Below are 23,943 nucleotides of genomic sequence, written 5' to 3' on the forward strand. Positions count from 1 at the left end.
CATGTAGACACCACTGAAGAATTAAGTCAGGGATCATAACAAAATAACGTTTATGGATTGGTTAATACAAAATAGAAACCAGATAAGAATAGAGCAAAAAATGTAACCAAGTGTGAGTCATTATCCTTACTATTAACAAGTAATTTTAATTCGTCATATTACGACGATTAAATGAAACAACCCTATTACTTATGCTTATAACAAGCATAATAATTTAAATTAGCAATCTTTGTCTTCTATACCCACAACAGGTGTTTTGCCATCATAGTAATTAACAAAATACACGCCACATTGATCGTTATAGCTAAAACCACGAGGAAAAATCTTTGCTACTTTTGGTGTATCACTGCCACTAGGAAGTTTTGCAATGTCCCCACTTGGGATCGTACGCTGATTCCCTAAACCACACCATTCTGCTTTACATTTAGTATTGCGACCTTTGGTATAAGCAACATCATTAAGGGTTAATAAATAACGGGTACTTCCCATCCAATACGCCGTTGGATATCCCATTACTACTTCGATTTGTACATCACCGGCATCAATTTTCGATTTATTAGGATCATTTTCAACACCTAATACTGTGGCACGGGTATGAACAAAGTCACTCGCAGTGATCAATGACGATTTAACACCTTTCAGCAAAGCAATCCTTGCATCTCTTGTTAATCCTAAAAATTTAGGCGCAACAAAGGCACTGATCACGCCAACGATGACGATAATGATAACCAGTTCAATGAGAGTAAACCCTTTTGTTTTCATTATGTGCCTTTGCTTTATTCATTTGAAAAAGCTTACATCATATTTTCATTGTTATCTTTATCAACAATAACAGCAAAATCATGCTAGCTAGTTCAAACTATCAATTGAAATCACACAGTACACGACTGTATGACTTTTATTATTATTTCTCGTATTGCTGGAAAATAGCACTACCAATTTTCGCGATTGCTTTGTCTCGCTCAGGGATACTCGCTTGAGTACCTGTTAAGTAAACACTGATCACTAATGGTTGCTTTTGCTCATTCCAAACCACCGCGGTGATCCCGCGAGAGCCATAACCACCTGCACCTGAACGGTCAGCGATTTCCCACCCTTGTGGCAATACGGAGCGGAATAAGCCATTCGAGACTTTGTTCGATTTCATCCATTGTGTTAATTGCGCTTTAGAAGCAGGATTGAGTGCATCACCTAAAACAAGTTTCGTGATTGTCTCATTCATAGCATACGGTGTTGTGGTATCGCGTTTATCACCCGGTGTTGCTTCGTTTAATAGCGGCTCAATACGATCTAGTCTTGTTACGTTGTCACCGTTATCAATCAGAAATTTCGTCACCCCTGCCGCACCACCAATCTGCGCCAATACAAAATTAGCGGCTGAGTTATCACTGGTTGTCATAGTGTCAAAACACGCTTCTTTCAGTGAAACCTCAGTGCCGATCTTATCTTTAAATATAGGCGCGTAATCCAAAATCGCTTCAGCCGCTACAGGATAGGTCTTATCCATCATGCCTTTGGTAATTTGATTATCATGAAGTAATTTCGCACAGGCTAAAGTTTTAAATGTGCTCATTAATGGAAAACGTTGATCACTGTTATAGCCATACAGCGCATCGCCTTTCCCATTTAAAACAGAAACACCAACTTTCGCGCCTAGTTGTTGCTCTGCTTGTTTAATCGCACTATCAATATTGGTATTGGCAACGCTTAGGGCAGAAAACGTTAAACTCACACTCCCCATCGCTAATGTGACTACATGCGATACGATGCTTTTTTTGCAGATGTTCATGATTGATAAACCTATTTCTTATTTACTGTTGCGCATTCTATCAGTAATAAAAACTGAGATATGATTGTTTTGTAACATAAGGTTTATATTTAATAACCGCGAAGCTAGATGTTCATGTTCTGATTTACTTTGTACATCATTAGTATTAATTTGAATCATTATCTGTACAGACAAGTACATACTTCTATCTTTACGGCACATCATAGATAAAATGAATATCGAACCTACCACCTTGCTTGCCATCGTTGCGATTTTTGTTGGCTCTTACGTACAAACCGCTATTGGCTTTGGACTTGCGATTGTGTCTGCGCCAATTCTGATTGTGTATGCGCCTGAATATGTGCCAGCGCCTATTTGTCTTATCGCCCTCTTTATTTCATTACTCAATGCACTCAAGCATCGAAGTAATATTGAAATTGGTGGGCTGAAAATGGCTATTTTTGGTCGTATCCCAGGCTCAATTGCAGGTGCATGTTTATTAGTTTATGTTTCAGCACATACGCTTTCATTGTGGATCGGCATACTGGTACTGCTTGCTGTGTTTGTGAGTATTATGCCCTATCGCATTGAACCAACGCCTAGACGCATGGTGATTGCGGGATTTTTCTCAGGATTATTTGGTACCAGTTCTGCCATTGGTGGTCCGCCTATGGCGATCTTGTTGCAACACCAAGAAGCCAACCAATTACGCGGGAACCTTTCCGCTTTCTTTGTGTTCAGCTCTATTATTTCGCTAACGGCTCAGATACCAGCAGGATTCTTATCACTAAAAGAGTTATGGCTTACACTCCCTTTAATTCCAAGCGCATGGCTAGGTTACTGGTTAGCTTTTAAAACGACACAGTCATTACCGAAAGAGAAAATTCGCTACGGTGCACTGATCTTATGTTTACTGTGTGGCGGAATTGCTATTTTCGAAAGCCTTCGTTGAAGATAGATCACACTATCTTTCAAAAGCTGCGGTAATATTGCCAACAATATCAATATAAACAAACTCATTGATTGACCACGCCCATTACAAATTGATAAAAAAGATTTAACAAGGCAGGTATTTATAAATAGTGAGGATGATATGGATATTGTTGTTGCCTTAACAAATGGAAAGTTTGGTATTGTTGAAGATTACAACTCAGCAGATGATCTTGAAGGTAGTTGCATTGAGTGCTGGGTTGAAAATGAAGCTGGGTTTACGTACGAAAAAGCCGTTGTAGCCTACTGCGTATAAGCTGAAAATACCGACTACTTAAGCGTCTAGACACCTAGGCGCCTTTTTGTGCCCTTTTTACATGATTAAACGAATAATCATTAGCGCATACGAATGTAGGTTGGGATCTCTAACATTTCTTCAAGGCTATCAAAACATAATGATGATTGGCTTTGCACTATTTCTTCTAAATCATCAAAACTCACACCAAAAAAGCGAGAGCCTTTCATTAAGCCATTAATGAATTCTCTTTTCTCGCGCTTCTTTTGATATTCAATACTTGGGATCACACAATATTGTTGATATTCGTGCTTTAAATAATCAAGAAAATCCGTTTTATCCATATTCACTATCCCAGCTTACATTTAAGAAAACAACACATAGCAAAAAAGTGACTCATCAGTAACAAAAGAATAGCACATTCGTAATCACAGAAATTATAAATCCGTTACGTTTTACAAATTTTATGTATAAATTCTATACAGTAAGACTCACCTGTATAAACACCTGTATAAACACCTGTATAAACACCTGTATAAACACCTGTATAAACACCTGTATAAACACCTGTATAAACACCTGTATAAACACCTGTATAGCAGGTGTGATAACGCTCAATTTTTTAGCACGCAACACTTTCTAATTACATTTTAAAAACTTCCCTCTTATCTTTAATGTAGTTTTAAAAATAAATAAAATCATTAAATATCAATATCATACCAAGACTTCAACTATCGATCAGCCTGAAAGTTAAGACAAATAAGAACAGAAAAAAATACAAAAAGTGCTTGCAACAGTAATCGAATAAAACTACTGTATACACATACAGTATGTATATATAACCACTGGTCGAGGAAAGCACTAATGAACTACCACCCATCTATTACTGCTTCGCAAGTTTACAAGTCTACATTTACAGCACATTCAACTTCTTTATCTGAAGCTGTAGGTCAAACGATTGAAGTCAGTTACAGTGCTGAACAGCAAACCCAGTTGGCTTATTTTTTACGTCTACTAAAGAAAGCAAATAGCGAAAACCGTTGGATTATGTTTGTTGGTTACGATGCATTAATTGATAAGTCACTCCTAAAGAATGCCGGTATTGATATTAATAAGGTGTTATTACTTAAGGCGTCAGAGCATCAAAGTAAACATAACCTATTAGTAAAAGCGCTTGAGATGGGAAATTGTAGTGCTGTTATAGTTGCAGGTGACATTGAACAGTTTGACACCCCTTTAGTTAACTCTGCAGCAAAAAATGGAAAAGCAATGGCGTTTGTTCTAAATAAGAACCTAACGACTCACCTAACAGTCCATTAATAATTCAACATATTGGTAAGTAAACCGTTAAATAGGTAATTTTTTAACCATAACAAGTTAAAAAAGTGAATGTAACCGCTGATTTTGTACTCAAAAAATATACAAGTTTTCAGTTTTATCAAGATAATAGTTTTTAGGTATAAAAAAACCCCATATAATCTTATAAATATAATAATTAAAGATTAGGTTACAACATGGATAATAAGCTTGGATTAGGAGCGCTAACCGCACTCGTAATCGGCTCAATGATTGGTGCCGGTGTGTTTAGCCTTCCTCAAAATATGGCACTGGTAGCAAGTCCAGCTGCGGTAATGATTGGGTGGATGATCACTGGTATTGGCATGATTTTTCTTGCCCTATCGTTTCAATACCTTTCAATTTTAAAACCTGAGATTAACAGTGGTGTATTTGGGTACGCTCAAGCAGGTTTTGGTGACTACGTAGGATTCTGTTCAGCATGGGGTTACTGGTTAAGTGCCATGCTTGCTAACGTTTCGTATTTAGTGATCGTATTTAGTACCTTAGGTATGTTCTTTGATAAGCCAAACGACGTGATATTTGGCTTAGGTAATACATGGCAATCAGTTACGGGTGCTTCTATTATTTTGTGGCTTGTTTACTTCCTTATTCAACGAGGAGTTAAAACGGCTGCAACTATTAATTTAGTCACTACTATTGCGAAACTAGTACCGCTATTTTTATTCGTCTTCTTCACATTACTTGCATTTAAATGGCATACCTTCATTTTTGATTTTACTGGCGTTGAGTTTGGCCCTACACATGGCTTACTTGATCAAGTTAAGTCCACCATGCTGATCACCGTATGGGTATTCATTGGTGTTGAAGGTGCGGTTGTTGTGTCTTCTCGCGCTCGTGATCGTAAAGATATCGGCCGTGCAACCATTTTAGGATTATTAACAGCATTAGTTATTTATATCTTTGTAACGCTGCTATCTATGGGTGTCATCAGTACGCCTGAACTAGCGAAGTTACAAAATCCATCAATGGCAAAAGTCTTAGAACATATCTTAGGCCCTTGGGGTGCAGTGCTTATCGGCTGTGGCTTATTGATCTCTGTGTGTGGAGCATTCCTTAGCTGGACAGTATTAGCCACTGAAGCACCATTCCTTGCCGCAAATAATAATGTATTTCCCAAAAGCTATAAGAAGCAAAATGAAGCTGGAACAGCCGTCACTGCGTTAAACCTAACGACAATCTGTATTCAAATTTCGTTATTTGCTGTCACATTTGCAGGTGGTACCTATAACAGTATTTTGATCATCGCGTCTGAAATGATCTTAATTCCCTACTTCCTTGTTGCGGCATATACCTTAAAGCTCGCCATTAAAACAAAGAACCGTGGGGCATTAATGTGGGTGGGTCTATTTGCGACTATTTATGGTATTTGGCTACTTTATGCATCAGGTCTACATCATTTGTTATTGTCTGCTATTTTGTATCTACCTGGCTTATTCTTCTTTATTAAAGCTAAGCGTGAACAAAATAAACCCGTATTTGTGGGTAAAGAAATCTACTTTGTAATCTTCTTAATTACGATTTCAGCATTCGGTATTTACCTACTAGCAACAGGAAAGCTGGTTATCTAATCTGTTTCCCATAAAAGAAAAGCCGTGTCATTCGACACGGCTTTTTTGTTTTCAGTCACAAGAGCTTAACTCAGTTGGCTTTCATTCCAAGCTATTTCAACTCGGTTACGTCCACGCTCTTTGGCTTTCAGTAATGCCTTATCGGCACGCTCAATGAAGTGATTATATTCTTCATCCTCAAGCTCTGCGACACCCATACTACAAGTAATTTGCATATCGTTGCCCCACTGTGCGTGCTCAATACAATCTCGAATAGATTCTGCAAACTCAGCAGCAGCACCTAATGGCGTAGCAGGACAAAAGATAACGAACTCTTCACCACCCCAACGAGCAAAAACATCCGATTTACGTACGCGTTTATTAATTAGACTAGCAAATGTTCGTAGCACGTTATCACCAAAATGGTGACCATGAAGATCATTGACTTGTTTAAAATGGTCTATATCAATAAAGATCATAGAAAACGGAATACTGTTATCAATTGAGTGTGCTGTTACCTCTGATAACCAATCGTTAATTTCATGGCGATTTCGTGTGCGTGTTAACGGATCGGTAAACGCAAGCTCTTCAAACACTAAACTCTTTTGATACAACGCTCGATTAACTTCTCGTAAACGGTTGGTACGCTCTTCTGTCAGTTTGATTTGTTTATGTAAGTAAACTCGATCAATGATAATTACCGCAATTGCAGTGAGCATCCATACTAACAACAACAATTTAACGAGCGTTTCTTCGCTGATCCATTCACCATAAAACACTAACTTGTTCAGTTTAATCGCGTAATACGCTTCTTTAACATAGCTGCCTGTCGCAATTTCGATCACAGAAACATTATCGAACTGACGATTAGATTTATCGACGGGTACTTCGTAATCCGCTATCCACCAAGAAAGCACTTGAAAAGAGCGTAATGGAAAAATTTGTAATCCTTCATCCTCTCCAGGCGCATATTCAATCGCATTAAATTTTAAAGAAATAGGATCTGTTAAGTTTGCATAAGCTGGATCGAAGTTTCTCAAGTAAATACGAACACGTTCACCTTCTACTGGACTATCGTAATCAATGTCAATCCCGACACTTTCATAAGCACTGAGATCTACCCCTTTATCAACTGTATCTGTCAATGAAATTGCGATTTCACAAAACGGCCACTTTGCTTTATTGACAATATTGCATTCCAGTAATGCGCCGTTTTTATTCACATCCATTTTTGATTCTGTCGCACCATTTTGCGCAGTATCATCAATAATTCTGTATGTACTATTTATAGGAGTAACAACGTACTCACGTTTCGCTCCGCCAAAAAGAAACCATGTATAAGCAATACAGGTAAAAACAACAAGAAACAGTACAGTGTAACGAACGGGCTTCGTTAAACCTGCCATAAAACCTCAGACAATGTGAAAGCAAAATAATATGCATGTAAGTTAGTAGAGAAGTTACCAAAGCTAAATCATATTGACAATAATATAATTCTCAAATTACACGTTATCTTATACTATTAATCTCGACAATTAACACTATAAGAACAATAAGTTAGCACTAGATCATCAATATCGCCCAAAGGCATATTAACGACGGCGAACATGCTTTCCACGATTCTGATGGATTTTGCTTTTTGCTTTAGCTCTACGCTTTTCTGCCGCAGCTCCACGGTGGACAGATTGGGTCTCAATTAGAGTCGGATCTGGCTCATAACCTTCTAACCATTGCTGTGGAATACGTGTGTCGAGTAACTCTTCAATCGCTTTTAGTGCCCACTCTTCATCTAGGCTCATTAAGGTAATGGCATGCCCTGTCATTCCAGCTCGTCCTGTACGACCAATACGATGAACGTAATCTTCTGCTTTATAAGGCATGTCAAAATTCACGACATATTCTAGTTGCTCGATATCTAAACCGCGCGCAGCAACGTCGGTAGCGACAAGCACACGGACTTTTCCTGATTTGAATTCATCTAATGCACGTTGACGAGCACCTTGGCTCTTATCACCGTTGATTGATACGGCTTTAATGCCATCCAGACCCAGATCTTTAGCCAGTTTGTCTGAACCTTGCTTGGTTTTAGTAAATACAAGTACTTGCTGCCAGTTACGAGAACCAATCAAATATGCGAGTAATTCAGCCTTACGGTGTTTATCTACCGGATACACCATTTGTGCAACGGTTTCAGCGGCAGTGTTAGCTGGAGTCACCTCAACCATTTTCGGTTCAGATAAGATATCAAAAGCCAATTTCTTAACTTGCTTTGAAAACGTTGCTGAGAAAAATAGCGTCTGACGCTCATCAGGCATACGCTTCATAATACGCTGAATATCAACAATGAAACCCATATCTAACATGCGATCTGCTTCATCTAGTACAAAGGTTTCAACCTCAGACAATGAAACAGAGCGATTAAATACGTGATCAAGTAAACGCCCCGGTGTTGCGACAAGAATATCGGCTCCAGCATTAAGCGCTTTAACTTGCACATTCATACTTGTGCCGCCGTAAGCAACTGCGACTTTTAAATCAGTGTACTTAGCGTAAGCTGTCATGCTGTCATAAACTTGCTGAGCCAACTCTCTCGTTGGTGTAAGAATTAAAGCACGAATAGGATGACCCGACGGCTTATCAGCAACATTTTGTGCTGATTGTTCAGCTTGTGAGGGCAAGGTTAGCAGACGTTGTAATAAAGGAAGTGAAAATGCAGCCGTCTTACCAGTGCCCGTCTGCGCACCAGCCATAACATCCTCACCTTTTAATGCCATTGGAATTGCTTGTTTTTGCACATCAGTTGGTGATGAATAACCTAACTCAGCCAGTGCTTTTAACAAATCGGAATGCAGGTTTAAGGATTCGAACGACATAATAATTTCCTAGGAACGATAATAAATGCACAACGGCAAATTTTGCCGCAGATTCTAACACAAAACATCTACCGTCATGCTCCTTAGAAAAGAATATTTAAACTATAAATACTAAATAATCATTTAATTACAGTATGTAACAAAAAAACGTTACGGTGCTGATAATTTTATTTTTAATAGCACCATAACCCCTGTAATTATTCTTTATATCGTGTCACTTTGTTGCGTCCTGTCTTTTTCGATTCATATAGGGCTAAATCAGCTTTTTTTACCAACTCTTGTATTTCAGTTTTCGACTCGTGATAACAATAGCCAATTGATACCGTAAACTTCGGTATATCAGTAAGATCCATTGCTTCTACACAGCGTCTTATGCGCTCTAAAATCAGATAGACATCTAACTCTTCATTGATATTTTCTCTTAATATCAATAGGAACTCTTCCCCACCCCAACGAAAAGCAAGATCAGTTTTCCTAATATTTTCATTTAGACAATGAGTAAACGCTTTGATTGCTTTATCACCAATATCATGACCGTATGTATCATTAATAGATTTAAAATGATCGATATCAAGGAAACAAAACACTTGTTTTGACTTATATGACTTTAAAGAATCAAATGCATTTCTGTTTAATAGCCCAGTTAAACTATCTAATAAAGATTCTCTTTTTTTAATACTAATTATCTTCTCATATGAAGAATAAAAGACCATCACAAATGAGAAGAAAATAAAAAACAGCAAAAAGAATTTATTATAGTCATACTCATTAAATAATTTAATATAACCTAAATCTGTATTGACCTTAACGTTGTGACATATTTGACAACCAGTATGCATAGATGAGTTTACATTCTTCATTATCGTAATGCCTTTAAGATCAATGTTAAACAACACATTTCGATAAGTATCGTATATAGTGTTATCAAATACAGAATGATCTGCTACGTTATCTTTATTAATAGCAAGCTGTTTATCTAAACTAAAGATGGACAAATCACTGCCCATCGAAATACTAATAATATCATTCGCATGAACAGTTAAAGCATTATAATACTCTACATGATCATCATGTAAGTGTGGGTTAAGACTTAACGCTTTAATAAATTTTGTCGAAATGTAAGTAATGGAATCAGTAGCACTCTTTAATTTCTGTATACCTTCTAAATAATCAGATATCACAAAAAGTTTAACTGACAGCAAAAAGCTAAAAAGCAAAACGATAAAAAATCTCAATTATTAACCCTTTATAAAACCGATATAAGCTCTAATGACTTATCAATAAGTAAGCTTTTTTAGCGGCACATAACATACCGCTAATAAGTTCATAATCGAGAAGAAAAACTAGCGATGCTTTCTGGTTTATAGAAAAGAAAACCTTGGTATTTATACACACCCAACTTCTCTAATGTCGCTAATTGCTCTTGGTTTTCAACCCCTTCAGCAATCAGGTTAATATTCAGTTTCGATGCTAACAATACTACACTTTCAATAATATGAAGTGTAAGTTCACTCGATTCTATTTTGTCAACAAATGATTTATCAATTTTAAGTGAATCAAAATCATATAAATTTAAATAATAAAGTGACGAATAACCCGTACCATAATCATCAAGCGCAAATTGGATACCATGTAATCTTAGTAATTGCATTGTTTCCAGTGTTTCACTCACATTCTCAAATTCACTCGATTCCGTAAACTCAAGCACTAACTGACAATGTGCGGCTAATTTAATGCATAACGCTTGAATATTTTTATCATGCAAACATTTTTCTGTTAAATTGAAGCTTAACATTAAATTTTCGCTACGTTTAAGTAGTTCACTATGCAAAACTTGTGTAAGTAACTGCGTTGTGAGTAACGGTATTAATGAATACTTTTCAAGCTTTGGAATAAACTCCATTGGTGACACCATCGTACCATTTCGTTTAAACCAACGAGCTAACACCTCACCACCTATCACACGCTTATCTTGATCAACAATCGGCTGAATATAAGGACATATTTCATTATTTGTGATCGCTTTTCGTAACAAGTAATAGTCAATATTGTTGTACTTATAAAAAAAGTAGAAAATCAAAAGTAATACAACAAAAGTGATGATGAGTTTTATCGTTGAATCTTTCAAATAATTAGTAAAAGCAATCCTAGGTTGACATTCAATGATAAATGAGAAATCGTATTTTGATGATTTCACTTCAAATTTATTTAATTCAACTGCATCACTAATTAACTTATTACCATTACCTATATTTATATTATTAACACGTACATAGCTTCTACCCAACTTATCTGTTAATTCTAGGTCCAATTTTTTAAAATAAACCTGAATCAACGTATCGTCACCAACATTCATTAAATATGATATAACAGGCATCGCAGTTAAAGAGCTTTTTTCTTTAGCCGTTAGTCCTAAATCAGTCGATGTATAATATTTTCCTTCAATTTCACCAATTAAAGTACTATAGACATATCGACCATTTTTGATTATAGCTATACTATTTATATTGACATTGGCATCTCTTGCTAGCAACTTAAGTAAAAGATGTTTTTCTTTCTCTTTTCTTTCAAGGATATTCGAATCCATTCGTTGAATAAATTCTTGACTCTGATCTATTAGTTTTTCAACCTGCTTGACTGCATCCTCAGTAATCGAATTTTTATAAAATGAAAAATTGATACTAACAAGTAGAATATATAGCACTATAAAAATAGTAGAATATAAAATAAGATGTACTCTATCTTCTTTATTTACTTTCATAAAATACAACCTTATTTCTACCCGAGTTCTTCGCTTGATATAGTGCTAAATCAGCATTTTTAAATTGCTTATTAAAAGAAATTGATAATTGTGAAGATATGCCAACAGAAACAGTAACACTTAATCCATAAATTGGATTTTCCATCACACTCATTCTTATCAACTCTGCTTTTTTCATTAGTTCTTCTTTATCATGAAAATCAAGAACGATTACGAACTCTTCTCCGCCCCAACGAACAGATATATCCTCATTTCTGATATTGTTTCGGATAATTTCGCTAACTTTTTTTATAACTAAATCACCAATATGATGTCCATGGTTGTCATTTATCTTTTTAAAATTATCTATATCAACAATGATAATTGAACTTGATTGGCATTGATGTTTATGGAATTTATCAAATGCATCTCTTCTGAGTAGACCTGTCATTTTATCCTTTGACATCAAAACAAAAACACCACGTCTAACTGTTTCAAATACAAAAAAAACAAGTGTTAAAAAAAACGCATAGATGAACACATCAAGACTTAATGCTAACCAGTTAATTGTTACATAATAAACACCATTTTCAGGCGTACATGGCAAAGTCACCCTCTTTAATGCCGGAAGGAGCATATATTCATAACTAGGCTTCGTTGACGATATTTCAATTTTTGAACCGTTATCTTTGTTATATGAAGATATCCAGTTACTAATAAAGTCATATTTAAGATCAAGCAGTACTACACCGATCAACTTTCGTTCATTATAAAATGGATGAAAAACAGAGCGGATATTTTCATGAGAGTAACTCTCAACATATTCTTCTGTTAACTTAAGATCGCAAGTACCAAAATCGGCATAAGGGTATGGAATATTTTCAAACTCCATAATGCGCTCTATCCAATTTTCATCGTGCAAACCTCTTGAGTTTAAAGCGATATGAACTTCACGTAACGGCTTAAAATGTGCTGTATTCGCCATTGTATCTGTACGTTGAATAACAGCTAATCCCCAAAAGTCATCTTGGACAAGTTGCTTAATCTTTTTTTCTACCTCATTCATAGCAGTAGATATTGATTTTACTTCATGCTCTTCATTAACCATTACAGCAATATCACCAATATGGTGAATACCCGATTTCATATGAACTACATCAGTATTTAGATAAAAAGGGGTTATCTGTCGGACAACATCATAAATATTATTAATTTTTTGTTTAATAACTTCAGATGCTTCGTTAAGTTTTGCTGTATTTAAAATCGTTAAAAAGTAAAAAATAATAGTAAACATTATTAAAAAGAAAAAAAACGTTCTTTTAATAAGAGCATAATTACCATTATTATGTTTTCTTCGAATCAATTTATTTTTCACTATAATAAAGTCGTCTTGTTTCTTCCAAGATTTTTCGACTGATATAAGGCTTTATCTGCACGCTTTAACGTGCTCATAATGTTTTCACCAGAATTCTGATGCGTACAACCTAATGATATTGATACAGATATTTCATTAAATTTACGAAGTGAAACACTCGTTCTTAAAAATTCTGATTTATTAATTAATTCATTACACTTCATTTTAGGAAAAATAATAACAAACTCTTCTCCACCCCAGCGAATAGCAATATCAGTATCACGGATAGATTTGCGAATACGCTTAGTAACTTCCTGGATAACCATATCACCTACATCATGACCATAAGTATCATTAATACTTTTAAAATGGTCAATATCACATATGATGACACTAGTATTAGTCAGTTTATTAAGCTTATACTCATAATGATCTCTACGATAAAAGCCTGTCATACTATCGTAATGATATTCCTTCCAGGTTTTCTCATAAAAACCGAGAATAATATTAATTACCAACAGGATTACAATCGATAAAAATAATGTTTGAATCAGAACATCACTAAAGTTCCAGCCTATGTAGTTTTTTTCTTCTGATATACTATGAGGTAATGAAAATTTAAAACTAAATAAATGGTCAATATCAGTTAATGCCAATGATGTGTGGTTTTCTTTATTATATTTATGTATGCATGAATTAATTAGCGCATCTTTAAAATCAACAATAATGATTGCTTGTATTTCTTTATCAATATAAACTGGATACAAAATACTTCTAATATATTTACCTGAACCTTCTTCATAATATGGTGCAGTCAATCTCACATTGTTTTCATTAAAAATTCGATACGATTTATCAATACTCTCATCAGAAATTGTTCGAGATATCCAGCCACTTCGATTATGCCTTGTTTCATCTAATGAAATATAAGCTTCTCTTAATGGCAGAAAATGCGTAACTTCCCCACTAGCATTGGCTTTTTCAATAACAGCAACTGTCCATAATAAATCAGAACCGATAATACCTTCGATTTCTTTTTTAAGTTGACTCATCGCGTTATTTAGTTGATGAATATCACCTGAGTCATTAACTATTATACCAAGTTCACCATTATCAATTTTTTCAAAGTGAACACCTTTATCATAATGTTTTGAATCTGCATTGATATAAAAGCCGTAGAAACGTTTAGTCACATCAACGGTAGTTTGTATAACTGTTTGAAGTTTTCTTTCTATAGTATTTATTGATAAAAAGTTGTAATAACAAAGTGAGATAAATACTAAGATAAAAACAGCAAAACCTAAAATCCCCCTATTCACGTAGGGTTTATATAATTGATAATTGAGCAAAAAGGATAACCATTCATCAGGTTTATGAATTGTCGCAATGCTATCATGCCCTAAACAAAAGACAACTTAGCAAAACATCCCTTTTACAAATTAAGTGTAAATGAATGTAAGGTGATTTTATAAGCAAATCATTGCTATGACATATATTTTAATTTTTTTTCATAATACAAAAAAAGCACCTTCCAAAGAAAGTGCTTTTATATAACTTGTTCAACTATCGTCTTATTTTATATTTAAGAACGCTGCGCCACGTACGCCACCAGCGTCACCGTATTTTGCCTTCACAATTTTTGGAGCAACAGAGACTGATAGTAAGTATTTAGGTATGCGTTTAGGTAATTCTTCATAAATAAGATCAAAGTTAGATAAACCACCACCTAACACGACAACATGAGGATCGATACCGGTAAAGATGTTCGCCAAACAAATTGCTAATAACTCTAGGAAGCGTTCAACGTGCTCAACAGCTTTAGCTTCACCATCACGATAATTACCGATAATCTCAATCGCTTTTAATTCTTCGCTGTAATAGTGGTTGTAAAGCAATTCAAAACCACGGCCAGATAAGTAATTATCAATACAACCTTTTTGACCACAGCCACAGCCGAGTAACGGTGCATTCTCACCAAGGAACAACCATGCGTCTAGAGGCAGACGTGCGTGGCCTAATTCACCACCTACGTGATTTAAGCCAGAAAAGACTTTGCCATCAAAAACCATGCCGCCGCCAACACCTGTACCTAAGATCAAACCGAGTACAGATGGTGAATCTTTATGCTCATCGTCCCATGCTTCAGATAACGCAAAACAGTTTGCATCGTTATCCAGTGCTACTTTACGACCTAATTTTGCTTCTAAGTCTGCACGTAACGTACGACCTTTCGCCGCAGGAATGTTAGATGTTAACACCACACCATCACGTGCATCTTCGATGCCTGGAATGCCGATACCAACTAGACCTTCACAACCAAATGTTTCATCAGCCTGTTTAATCAAAGTAACCAAGGTATCGATAAGTTTATTGTAATCATCCCCTGGCGTAGGTACTCGCTCTGTTGCTACACGCTCAAGCTTTTCATTAAATGCCCCAAATTCAATTTTGGTACCGCCTATATCAAAGCCGTAGTACATCCTATATCCTCACAAATAATGCTCAACTACACTTGCTGAGTGTACGAAACTTTCATTGGTTTGAAAATTATCCACAGTTATCATCAAGCTATCTGTGACTAAGGACAAATTTAGCCTTATATCGATGTGCAAAGCTCTCGTTTAATGAAAAAAGTTGAGCAAAATTACACATCGCTAGCACTCTGTGTCATTAGCCCCAATGATTAATGTGACAAGGTCACAAATTAATGCGCATCCATAAATGTTTGTAAGGCTTTAAGTGATGAATCGTCTGGCAACATACGGTTCATTTTTCCGGTAATGTAATTTTCACGGAAAACATCAAACCAGAGATCCAACATCTCGGCGTTATCATGCTCACCAAACAAATCAATAATACGAGCAGCAACTTCTGCTGTACCTAATTGATTTTCTTTTGATGCTTCACGCACTTTGTAACGCGATGGTTTATCAGGGTTGATAGACAGTACAGGGAATTGATTCAGGTATGGGCTCTTACGGAACATCTTTTTCGCTTCCGCCCAACTGCCATCTAACATAATAAATAATGGGCGTTTACCTTCAGCAAGCTCAACACGCTCAGCAACACGTTCAGGCTCAGCATATTCAGCAGGGAAAACGACATAAGGTTGCCATTGCGGATCTTGTAATAATGCTAACATGTCTTGGTTAGGCTCAGTGCGAGACCAAATATAAGCAAAAGTATCTTCAAATAGATCGGCAATTAATCGTCCCGTATTACTTGGCTTTAAGATTTCATCATCAAACATAACCAGTAAGAAAGCCGCATTGGATTTGGCTAACGGGCGATGTGAACAGATACAAAGGTGCGTGCGCAACATACATTGTCGACAACGCTCAACTTTACAGCCACGAGCAAGAAAAGGACGAGTTGAACGTGCTAAACGTTCCTCATATAACGTATGTACAGCATGTATGCGCATGAAGAATGAACCTGAGACAGAAAAAACCGTCGCATTCTACCCAATAGCATGGCTAACTTACAAAAATTAACGCAAACCTTATCTATTACTCTCTTTTCTTGCTCAAATAACAGCCGATACTACACTTGTTCAGTTTTCTACTACCAAGTGATAACGACTTAGCATTCCTTGCTGTTGCTGGGCGATCACCGCGACGCGCTCAGCCTCATCCACTAAAGTATCTAACTGATGGTTATTCTGTTGTGCACGATTGGCAACTTGCTCTAAGTTCTGAGCGACATGCTGAGATGCACGCTCTTGTTGTTGTGTGGCAACAGCAATTGTGACCATTTGCTGGTTTATTTCTGAAATTGTACTATTAATTAAATTAATTGCTTTTTGAACATCGCTACTACGTTCAATCGATGACATCATTTCTTTACGGCTGATCAACATAGCATCGTTCACATCATCTGCCGCTTTATGTAATGCACTGATAGTGTTACGAATAGATTCAGTTTGCTGACTGGTTTCGCTGGCTAATTGTCTGACTTCATCCGCCACAACCGCAAAACCTCGCCCTTGCTCACCCGCTCTAGCTGCTTCAATTGCCGCATTTAACGCCAATAAATTAGTATTGTTAGCAATGGAACTGATTAACTCAACCACCTCTGTAATTTCTTTCACATAATTATCCAACTGCTGCATGCGCTTTTCATTAATCGCAAACTGCCCTTCTAAAGCTAGTAATCCTTGCGTACTACACTCAATGATCCCTACGCCATTAAATGCTAATTGTTGTGCTTTCTGAGCCTGTTTTTCTGAATCTGAACTACTTTTGGATATTTCACGAATAGACGCTTCTAGCTCCGTCATCGAGGTAGTCACAATCGCTAATTCTTCACTTTGATTTTGTAATGCAATACGAGAGGTCGTCGATGCACGCATACTTAGCTCTGCTGCACGATTTAATTCATCACTATTAGTGATCAACTGCTGTAAAGATTCTCTATCATGTTCGCATAGATCATTTAAAACTTGTCCTAACTGAGCAAACTCACTTGCCCCATTAGTATTGGCCTGTACGGTTAAATCACCATCACTGATCTTATTAACAACATCACTGATATGATCAATGGATTTCTTCACAACACGACTGATCCACAATCCAGCTAAAATGGAGACCATCAATCCAACAATGCTAAAGACAAGAAACACATGGCGAGCATCATCGCTAGCATACATAAAATCATTTTCACCATTTTCAATCAGCTGATGTGACTGCTGAGTGATCACGCTCAATAGCGTCATGATTTGCTCTGTTTGCTGCTTAATTTCCGTATATTTGCTCTTCTGCTCTTGATTTAATCGCAAAACATTCAAATAACGCTCGATAAATCCTTGTTTAGCAAATAGCTTTTTCACCATTTCAAATGGTACCGTTAAGCTTGAAAAATCATTTATTGCAGCATTAGAACGTACCAGCTCATCCCACGCATAATTCATTCCAGCCAGATTAGTACGTTTCAGATCTTTGGCGATCGCTTTCGCTTTTATTTGATCCGGCTCTGTTACTAACAACATTAAATTGCCGCCAAGCTCTACGGCATGGTTAAGAAAGTTTGTCACATTACTCATGGCGTAATCATCATTACCGGCATAGAGAGTGATCCCAACGCGACTCATTTCAGAGCGTACTGCTGACACCGCATAGTTCATTGTTGAACGTTCAGACGATAATTTAAGGTTATTTTGAATAATTTGTTTTTGAATGGAGTAAATTTCAAATGCCAACTGATTAATAACATCAACTTCCGATAAGTATTTGTCGGCATAGTTATTTAACCAGTTAATATGGTATTTTGAAGACAGTTCTTTGAGCTCTTTTCCGGCACTTACACCTTGTGCCAGCATATTTTGAGACAATTGGAATGTTTGATTAAGTGATGCTTCATCGTAACTCATCAGCATATCACTCAAACTTTGCTCAACTTCTAATGCGCTCGTTACAATAGTGGTATTTTTAAGAGAAACAGGTACGGCTTGTTGACTTAAAACTTCAAATTCTCGCGTCAGGTTTTTCAAACCATTATTACCGAATACCGATAATATGATGCCAATCGTCACCAATACGGCTAAAACAATTTGAATTCTTAAAACAATCGATAATTTTTTTGTACTGTATTTCTGCGTCACTGATCTGCCCTCTAACTATTTTATAAGAGAGAACAGCAATACATATAATACCCAATTACTATACTGTTGTTATTATTAATACTCTCTATTGAGTATTAAGGTAATAACTAAATATTAAATTAATATTTCAATAAGAAAAATATTAACAGCATGATTTATAAGGATTAAATAAGATATGATTCAGTTACGGTATATAAGCAATAAAACAAGAATACGTCTAACACAACAACGTAACATGAGGAAATAGGAATACTTTAGAAATAACTAAACTATTCCTTTAGATATGCTCAATTAGGATAACCTTGCAATAGCACTATCAAATAAGTTTTTCACTAAACTAATGAAATCTTCGAGAAAATTGATTTGTTCGTTTGTCGGTTCACGCAGCCATACACCTTCTAATACTTGATGAAGATCTGCCATCACAGAATCCGCTTCCTGCATTAATTGAAAACGAGTGTCTTGTTCAATATCAGGATTTTGAGAAAATACAGCCATTAATTGAGTAGCAATTAAATCCATAACGACTTCCTCTACCGTTATTCCTTGATCTTGAGCTGAAGCACCTTCAAATAGTATTAGGTTTGACGCAAGGTATTCAATTAGAGCTTCATAGCCTTCTGTGTGTGCGACAAAATTTTCCACAATATTTTCCATTAGTTAATATCTGAAACAGTGAATACTCTACTATTATTTTTGCTATTAACAAACTTTTCTATCACGTTGTTTTTCTCTACTCCCCGTAGAAACTAAAGGTGTAAAGCTACCATCGGGCTTGGCCACTGTCGTTTGATTTCGACCATTTTTCTTTGATTCATATAACGCCGCATCAGTTTGCTCTAACCAAGATTCATAGCTACTAATGCCTGAATGTAATTCACAAATACCAAGACTGATCGTTACCTTGATTTCGGTACCGTCTATTTTTACACTCGATTTCTCGACTTTCTTACGCAACCGCTCAGTGAAGTAACTTGTCATATCTGCTGTCGTACCGGGTAAAATCACACCAAACTCTTCCCCACCATAACGTCCTGCGATATCACTTTGACGTTTAGCACTGCGTACAATACTGGCAATGTTTTTGATCACCCCATCACCAGCAACGTGACCGTAAGTATCATTAACCTTTTTAAAGTGGTCGATATCAAACATCACCAAGGTTATCGGCTGAGACAACTGCTGAAAATGCTCAAATTCATCATTTAAACAATTTTCCCAGTGCCCACGGTTATGTAACTGCGTCAATCTATCTGTAATACTTAAGTGGGTTAACTGAGCATTCGATTCACGCAGATGATTCTTATTTTTCGCAATATCGGTAACATCTGTCACAGTTAAGCAAATGTGAGTATATTCGCCAGTTAACGATTTTAGTGGTGTCAACGTCATGTTTTGAAACATATAATCGGAGCCACCAGAAATTGGGCTAAAATTGGTAAATTTAAAAATCCAAGGTCGATCTTCCCAAGCAGAAAATGATCGCATACGTAACTTGAATGTAGATGCAATTTTATTCTTTAGCCACTTTTCTGGTAAGTGCGGTACAACATCAAATAATGATTTCCCCATTATTTGTTCACTAGATATACCACTATAGGCTTGCATGAATGTATTCCACGCATATACATTGTAATTTTTATCCAATATAACAATACCCGCATCTAAATGATCGAGTACTTGCATGGTTAAATGAAAATCAGCTAATGAAATATCCGTCAATTTAATGTATCCATGATCTGGTGAATTATGCCCGTTGATTGACTATCCATCATAAATAATACTTCACACTCAAGATCGAGTGTTTCTGCTTTATATGTATATTCAACCGTAAAATAATCATCCGCTTGGTATTCTTTATGATTCCAATTCATGTACTCTTCTAAAAGAATCGGTTGACGTACTGAAAAAGGAATACTGATTTGTTCAGATAAAGCCACTAAAAATGAAGAAACCATAATGTTAGCGATATCTATAACAACTTCATCTTTATCATCATTTGTTTGGCTAAAGCCAAGTTTTTCACCAAACACGATAATGTCATCACCTCGCAAGTCAACAAGAGCTTCGCCATGAATCCCCCCGCCTACAAAACGTTGAGCAATAGCAATGGAGTGATGATCACTGCGGATATCAGCAATAGTCATAGCGAGATCACTGCAGCTCATAGTGGCAACACATGGCAATGGCATTTTAATAAATTCACCCAAGTGATCAGATATAATTGCAGCGCCTCGCCCTAATGAAATATTGGCGATTTCTCTAAAGCCTGCAATATAATCAACGGGTAAACCTTTGCTCACGTCAAATATATTTTTTTCTAACCGAGTAACATTGAGATTAGATAATAATTGCGTAAACTTTTTCTTCTCAAATGGTTTTGATAAAAACTGATCTGCACCGAGCATTAAACAACGTCTTGCTGCTTCTTTTTGAACATCTGCGGAAATAATAACAATCGTAGGTTTATACCCTAAAGACGGTAAACGTTTTAAAACTTCAAAGCCATCCATAATAGGCATAGTTAAATCTAAAAATACAATATCAATATTATTTTTAGCGATTTTATCGAGACCTTCATTACCATTTTCTGCATAAAATAAATTAACGTCATAGCTGCCATCCAATAATCGTGTCATTGTTTTATGGACAAGCGGTGAATCGTCACAAATTAAAATATTTTTAGCCATGATAATGAGTCATAATCCTTATGTTGTTCTCAATAATATCATAGAGATATAAGACCAAATATCTATGCATTAACGGTGAAATTTAATTGATAAGTGATATGGATCCGGTTTTTGACCTCGCTTCCAAATATTACATAGCAAGACGTGACTTAAGCTATCTTCTTCATATCTAAAACCTTATTTATATTATGGTTAAAATCTTATCTTCATATAACCAATGACTATAAATATTGTTAATTTCAGGGTATTCTATAAACCCTATTGGGGATATATAACAAAGATTTTTCATCATTATTTTTATAAGTAAGGTTTGCTATCTATGAAGGTTATTCGCTGGATCCTAGGCCGCATCATTTTAGGTCTGAACTTCATTTTCTCACCACGAGGTGTTAAACGTACGCCTGAACAGCAGCAAGCTGTAAATGAGTCAGTTGCAAAACTAAAACTTTACCAATTTGATGCTTGTCCCTTTTGTGTAAAAGTACGTCGAGAAGCAAAAAGACTCAGCCTTCCACTTGAAACCCGTGATGCAAAAGTAGCACCGTGGGAGCAAGAACTTATCGAGCAAGGCGGTAAGCGTAAAGTACCTTGCCTACGCATTGAGAAAGAAGACGGTGTTGAGTGGATGTATGAATCTAACGACATCATCGCCTATCTTCAACAACGCTTTAGTTAATTATTAACAACTAACCTACCTCGCTCTCTTATTGAAAATCTTTCAATAACAAAGGCTAAAGTTATCTCTTTTTGTGCCGATAATTCTGCATATTTATCATTTTATCGGCCTATCTCGCCTTACTTGAAGCAACTGTTTGGCTGCTTGCCTTCAATATTCTTGATACAACAGGATGTACAATGAGAAAGTTAAAAACCATCACTACTGACGATATTCTATTGAAACTGTGCCAATCACTATCAGAAGTGATGTCTAAAGCAACAGATACCACAGTCTCTTACTCCGCAATGGTACAGAAGATCAATAAGACCAGTCTAAAACCCGATATTGGTTGTTTTGTCTTATTCGATGGCGGCTTCACAGGCTTAGTCGTCACCAACTTTACTAGCCAAGCGGCAATGGAGCTTTATCAAGAATACATGCTGCGCATGGGGATCCCACAAGATGAACTTGCCTTGCATCACACGTCTGATGAAGTGGCGAATATTCTTGGTGAGCTGATGAATCAGGTGGTCGGTGATTTCACAGGGAAAATTGGTCGTGAGTTAAAAGTTTCCATCACTCAAAACCAGCCTAAAATGTTGGCGTTAAATAAGCAGATCCTATTATCGGTTGATACCAACCTCGATCGTCCTCAAGCAAGACGCGTAAGCTTCACCACCGAGAAAAACAACATTTTCTACTTAGAACTTGCCATGGATAAAACTGAGTTCATTCAGCTTGAAGAGTTTGAGCAAGACACAGAAGATACTGACAGCATTTTCGAATCAGCCCAATTAGCACGTTACCAACAAGTTGAGAAGCAGAACAACGCTATTAGCCAAACAGATCAAGACTTACTAGATGAATTAGGTCTTTAACCTCCCTTCATTAAAACTCTCTATCATGGCGAAATATTCATCTCATATTTCGCCATTTTTTTGTATTAAATATTGATGTGAGAGCAATTTCACAGTTATGAAGTTTTTCCTGCGTCAAACGCCTGTTTTGATATTTATATAATTTACAAAATACACTACAGCGTTTACCTTCTCCGCGTAATGTTTTGATGAGATATTCCCATGTCAAAAAAGCGCATAATTAGCTTTGAATCTGGTCGTTTGATTGCCCTATTTGCAATCATTGCTTTGCATAGCCAAATATTTATGAAGAGCCCGCTGATCTTCGGTGAGCCATTGATTGGTATGATCCTCAATCAAGCCAGTCGTTTTGCCGTACCTCTTTTCTTTATCATGGCTGGCTACTTTTATTTTCCTAAACTGCTTACTAGCGATTCAAAAGAAGAAGTCTTTTGGCATTACACTAAACCATTATTACAAATGTGGTTTGGTTGGAGCCTGATCTTTCTTGTTGTGCCATTTAACATTACAACACTATTGAATGAAGGCTACTGGGTAGAACGTACGAATTATTGGAATACCTTAATGGTAAATCCAATTAATAGCCTATTTGAAGGTGGCTTCGTTCATCTATGGTATATCCCTGCATTAGTCTGTGCCATTGGTATTATCACACTATTAAACAGCTTCAAATTGGATAATCTGCTATTACCTATTGCATTAGTACTATTTGTTTATGGCTGTGCCGCTGGCAGCTACGTGCCACTGACTGATATGCAAGCACCTATCTTTACTCGTAATGGTCCTTTCTTTAGTACTTTATTGGTTGCGTTAGGCTATGAAATCCATCGTCGTAAACTGTGTTTGGCATCTAAGCAATCGCTATTAATTGCGATAACGGGGTTTGTCCTATTCTTGCTAGAAGCAAATTACCTGTACTTCTTCGCCAACGGTGCCTTCTACCATGATTTCTTATTCGGCACGCCGATTTGGGCTATTGGTATCTTCTTATTCTTGCAAGGAAAACCAAATTTTGGTGAAAAGCTTAAAGCCTCAACCATGAGTAATGACATGCTCGGTGTGTACCTCTGTCACTTCATTGTTGTTATTTACTTCTTTAACCTTGTTTTCATGCTGGAAATTAGTCCATTAATCTCTAGCTTATTAGCCGTACCCTTTGCTTTTATCATCTCACTATTGATTGTTAAAGCATTACGTAAATTGCCTTTCGGTAAGTTACTTGTACGATAACTAACAAAAAAAGCCCTCTTAG

22 protein-coding genes are annotated in these 23,943 nt (G+C 36.4%); 7 read left to right on the forward strand and 15 right to left on the reverse strand.

What is annotated here, in order from left to right:
- Window positions 1–219 precede the first annotated feature (219 nt).
- Both Q7657_RS16740 and bla read right to left on the reverse strand, forming a co-directional pair.
- Window positions 220–762 carry a prepilin-type N-terminal cleavage/methylation domain-containing protein gene (locus Q7657_RS16740; protein WP_107166596.1) on the reverse strand — a complete coding sequence of 181 codons (543 nt, stop codon included), beginning with the start codon at window positions 760–762 and terminating at the stop codon, window positions 220–222.
- 142 nt (window positions 763–904) lie between these two features.
- Window positions 905–1,789 (reverse strand): class A beta-lactamase, encoded by an 885-nt coding sequence (bla, locus tag Q7657_RS16745; protein WP_107166597.1) that lies wholly within the window; start codon window positions 1,787–1,789, stop codon window positions 905–907.
- Window positions 1,790–2,000: 211 nt separating this feature from the next.
- On the opposite strand from bla, the gene Q7657_RS16750 reads away from it, so the two are divergent.
- Window positions 2,001–2,720 (forward strand): sulfite exporter TauE/SafE family protein, encoded by a 720-nt coding sequence (locus tag Q7657_RS16750; protein WP_107166598.1) that lies wholly within the window; start codon window positions 2,001–2,003, stop codon window positions 2,718–2,720.
- A gap of 141 nt (window positions 2,721–2,861) precedes the next feature.
- Window positions 2,862–3,014: a hypothetical protein gene (locus Q7657_RS16755; RefSeq protein ID WP_164488069.1), complete on the forward strand. Its 153-nt coding sequence runs from the start codon at window positions 2,862–2,864 to the stop codon at window positions 3,012–3,014.
- An 80-nt stretch (window positions 3,015–3,094) separates the two neighbouring features.
- On the opposite strand, the gene Q7657_RS16760 is transcribed toward Q7657_RS16755, so the two are convergent.
- Window positions 3,095–3,337, reverse strand: a complete 243-nt coding sequence (locus Q7657_RS16760; protein ID WP_107166599.1) for a hypothetical protein — start codon at window positions 3,335–3,337, stop codon at window positions 3,095–3,097.
- Window positions 3,338–3,857: 520 nt separating this feature from the next.
- Between Q7657_RS16760 and Q7657_RS16765 the strand changes: the two genes are divergently transcribed.
- Both Q7657_RS16765 and Q7657_RS16770 read left to right on the forward strand, forming a co-directional pair.
- Window positions 3,858–4,313 carry a SulA-like leucine-rich domain-containing protein gene (locus Q7657_RS16765; protein WP_053989676.1) on the forward strand — a complete coding sequence of 152 codons (456 nt, stop codon included), beginning with the start codon at window positions 3,858–3,860 and terminating at the stop codon, window positions 4,311–4,313.
- Window positions 4,314–4,507: 194 nt separating this feature from the next.
- On the forward strand, window positions 4,508–5,920 hold the full coding sequence (locus Q7657_RS16770) for a basic amino acid/polyamine antiporter (protein WP_053989675.1): 1,413 nt from the start codon (window positions 4,508–4,510) through the stop codon (window positions 5,918–5,920).
- A gap of 65 nt (window positions 5,921–5,985) precedes the next feature.
- On the opposite strand, the gene Q7657_RS16775 is transcribed toward Q7657_RS16770, so the two are convergent.
- From Q7657_RS16775 to Q7657_RS16830, 12 genes are all read right to left on the reverse strand, one after another.
- Window positions 5,986–7,305 carry a GGDEF domain-containing protein gene (locus tag Q7657_RS16775; RefSeq protein ID WP_053989674.1) on the reverse strand — a complete coding sequence of 440 codons (1,320 nt, stop codon included), beginning with the start codon at window positions 7,303–7,305 and terminating at the stop codon, window positions 5,986–5,988.
- A 186-nt stretch (window positions 7,306–7,491) separates the two neighbouring features.
- Window positions 7,492–8,772: a DEAD/DEAH box helicase gene (locus tag Q7657_RS16780; protein ID WP_107166601.1), complete on the reverse strand. Its 1,281-nt coding sequence runs from the start codon at window positions 8,770–8,772 to the stop codon at window positions 7,492–7,494.
- A 197-nt stretch (window positions 8,773–8,969) separates the two neighbouring features.
- The gene (locus Q7657_RS16785) at window positions 8,970–10,007 is read right to left on the reverse strand and encodes a GGDEF domain-containing protein (protein ID WP_053989672.1); all 1,038 of its coding nucleotides are present in this window, start codon (window positions 10,005–10,007) and stop codon (window positions 8,970–8,972) included.
- Between the two features lie 89 nt (window positions 10,008–10,096).
- On the reverse strand, window positions 10,097–11,533 hold the full coding sequence (locus tag Q7657_RS16790) for an EAL domain-containing protein (RefSeq protein WP_107166602.1): 1,437 nt from the start codon (window positions 11,531–11,533) through the stop codon (window positions 10,097–10,099).
- The gene (locus tag Q7657_RS16795) at window positions 11,520–12,887 is read right to left on the reverse strand and encodes a GGDEF domain-containing protein (RefSeq protein WP_107166603.1); all 1,368 of its coding nucleotides are present in this window, start codon (window positions 12,885–12,887) and stop codon (window positions 11,520–11,522) included. The genes Q7657_RS16790 and Q7657_RS16795 overlap by 14 nt, the downstream gene beginning before the upstream one ends.
- Window positions 12,887–14,185 carry a GGDEF domain-containing protein gene (locus Q7657_RS16800; protein ID WP_146146414.1) on the reverse strand — a complete coding sequence of 433 codons (1,299 nt, stop codon included), beginning with the start codon at window positions 14,183–14,185 and terminating at the stop codon, window positions 12,887–12,889. The genes Q7657_RS16795 and Q7657_RS16800 overlap by 1 nt, the downstream gene beginning before the upstream one ends.
- 252 nt (window positions 14,186–14,437) lie before the next feature.
- Window positions 14,438–15,346: an N-acetylglucosamine kinase gene (nagK, locus tag Q7657_RS16805; protein WP_053989668.1), complete on the reverse strand. Its 909-nt coding sequence runs from the start codon at window positions 15,344–15,346 to the stop codon at window positions 14,438–14,440.
- Between the two features lie 224 nt (window positions 15,347–15,570).
- A complete protein-coding gene (locus Q7657_RS16810; protein ID WP_053989667.1) occupies window positions 15,571–16,290 on the reverse strand; it encodes a tRNA-uridine aminocarboxypropyltransferase in 720 nt (239 codons plus the stop codon).
- A gap of 129 nt (window positions 16,291–16,419) precedes the next feature.
- Window positions 16,420–18,465, reverse strand: a complete 2,046-nt coding sequence (locus Q7657_RS16815; protein ID WP_107166605.1) for a methyl-accepting chemotaxis protein — start codon at window positions 18,463–18,465, stop codon at window positions 16,420–16,422.
- A gap of 291 nt (window positions 18,466–18,756) precedes the next feature.
- Window positions 18,757–19,122 carry a DUF3802 family protein gene (locus tag Q7657_RS16820; RefSeq protein ID WP_107166606.1) on the reverse strand — a complete coding sequence of 122 codons (366 nt, stop codon included), beginning with the start codon at window positions 19,120–19,122 and terminating at the stop codon, window positions 18,757–18,759.
- A gap of 45 nt (window positions 19,123–19,167) precedes the next feature.
- On the reverse strand, window positions 19,168–20,187 hold the full coding sequence (locus tag Q7657_RS16825; protein ID WP_107166607.1) for a sensor domain-containing diguanylate cyclase: 1,020 nt from the start codon (window positions 20,185–20,187) through the stop codon (window positions 19,168–19,170).
- Window positions 20,184–21,155: a response regulator gene (locus Q7657_RS16830; RefSeq protein WP_107166608.1), complete on the reverse strand. Its 972-nt coding sequence runs from the start codon at window positions 21,153–21,155 to the stop codon at window positions 20,184–20,186. The genes Q7657_RS16825 and Q7657_RS16830 overlap by 4 nt, the downstream gene beginning before the upstream one ends.
- A gap of 319 nt (window positions 21,156–21,474) precedes the next feature.
- Here Q7657_RS16830 and Q7657_RS16835 point away from each other — a divergent pair, with 319 nt between their 5' ends.
- The 3 genes from Q7657_RS16835 (at window position 21,475) to Q7657_RS16845 (ending at window position 23,921) form a co-directional block, all read left to right on the forward strand.
- The gene (locus Q7657_RS16835; protein ID WP_053989662.1) at window positions 21,475–21,831 is read left to right on the forward strand and encodes a glutathione S-transferase N-terminal domain-containing protein; all 357 of its coding nucleotides are present in this window, start codon (window positions 21,475–21,477) and stop codon (window positions 21,829–21,831) included.
- 179 nt (window positions 21,832–22,010) lie between these two features.
- On the forward strand, window positions 22,011–22,691 hold the full coding sequence (locus tag Q7657_RS16840) for a DUF3334 family protein (RefSeq protein ID WP_053989661.1): 681 nt from the start codon (window positions 22,011–22,013) through the stop codon (window positions 22,689–22,691).
- Between the two features lie 201 nt (window positions 22,692–22,892).
- Complete coding sequence (locus tag Q7657_RS16845; protein WP_107166609.1) at window positions 22,893–23,921, forward strand: acyltransferase; 1,029 nt, start codon at window positions 22,893–22,895, stop codon at window positions 23,919–23,921.
- Window positions 23,922–23,943 lie beyond the last annotated feature (22 nt).

Origin of the sequence: Candidatus Photobacterium acropomis (assembly GCF_030685555.1) — a bacterium.
GTDB lineage: Bacteria > Pseudomonadota > Gammaproteobacteria > Enterobacterales > Vibrionaceae > Photobacterium > Photobacterium lucens.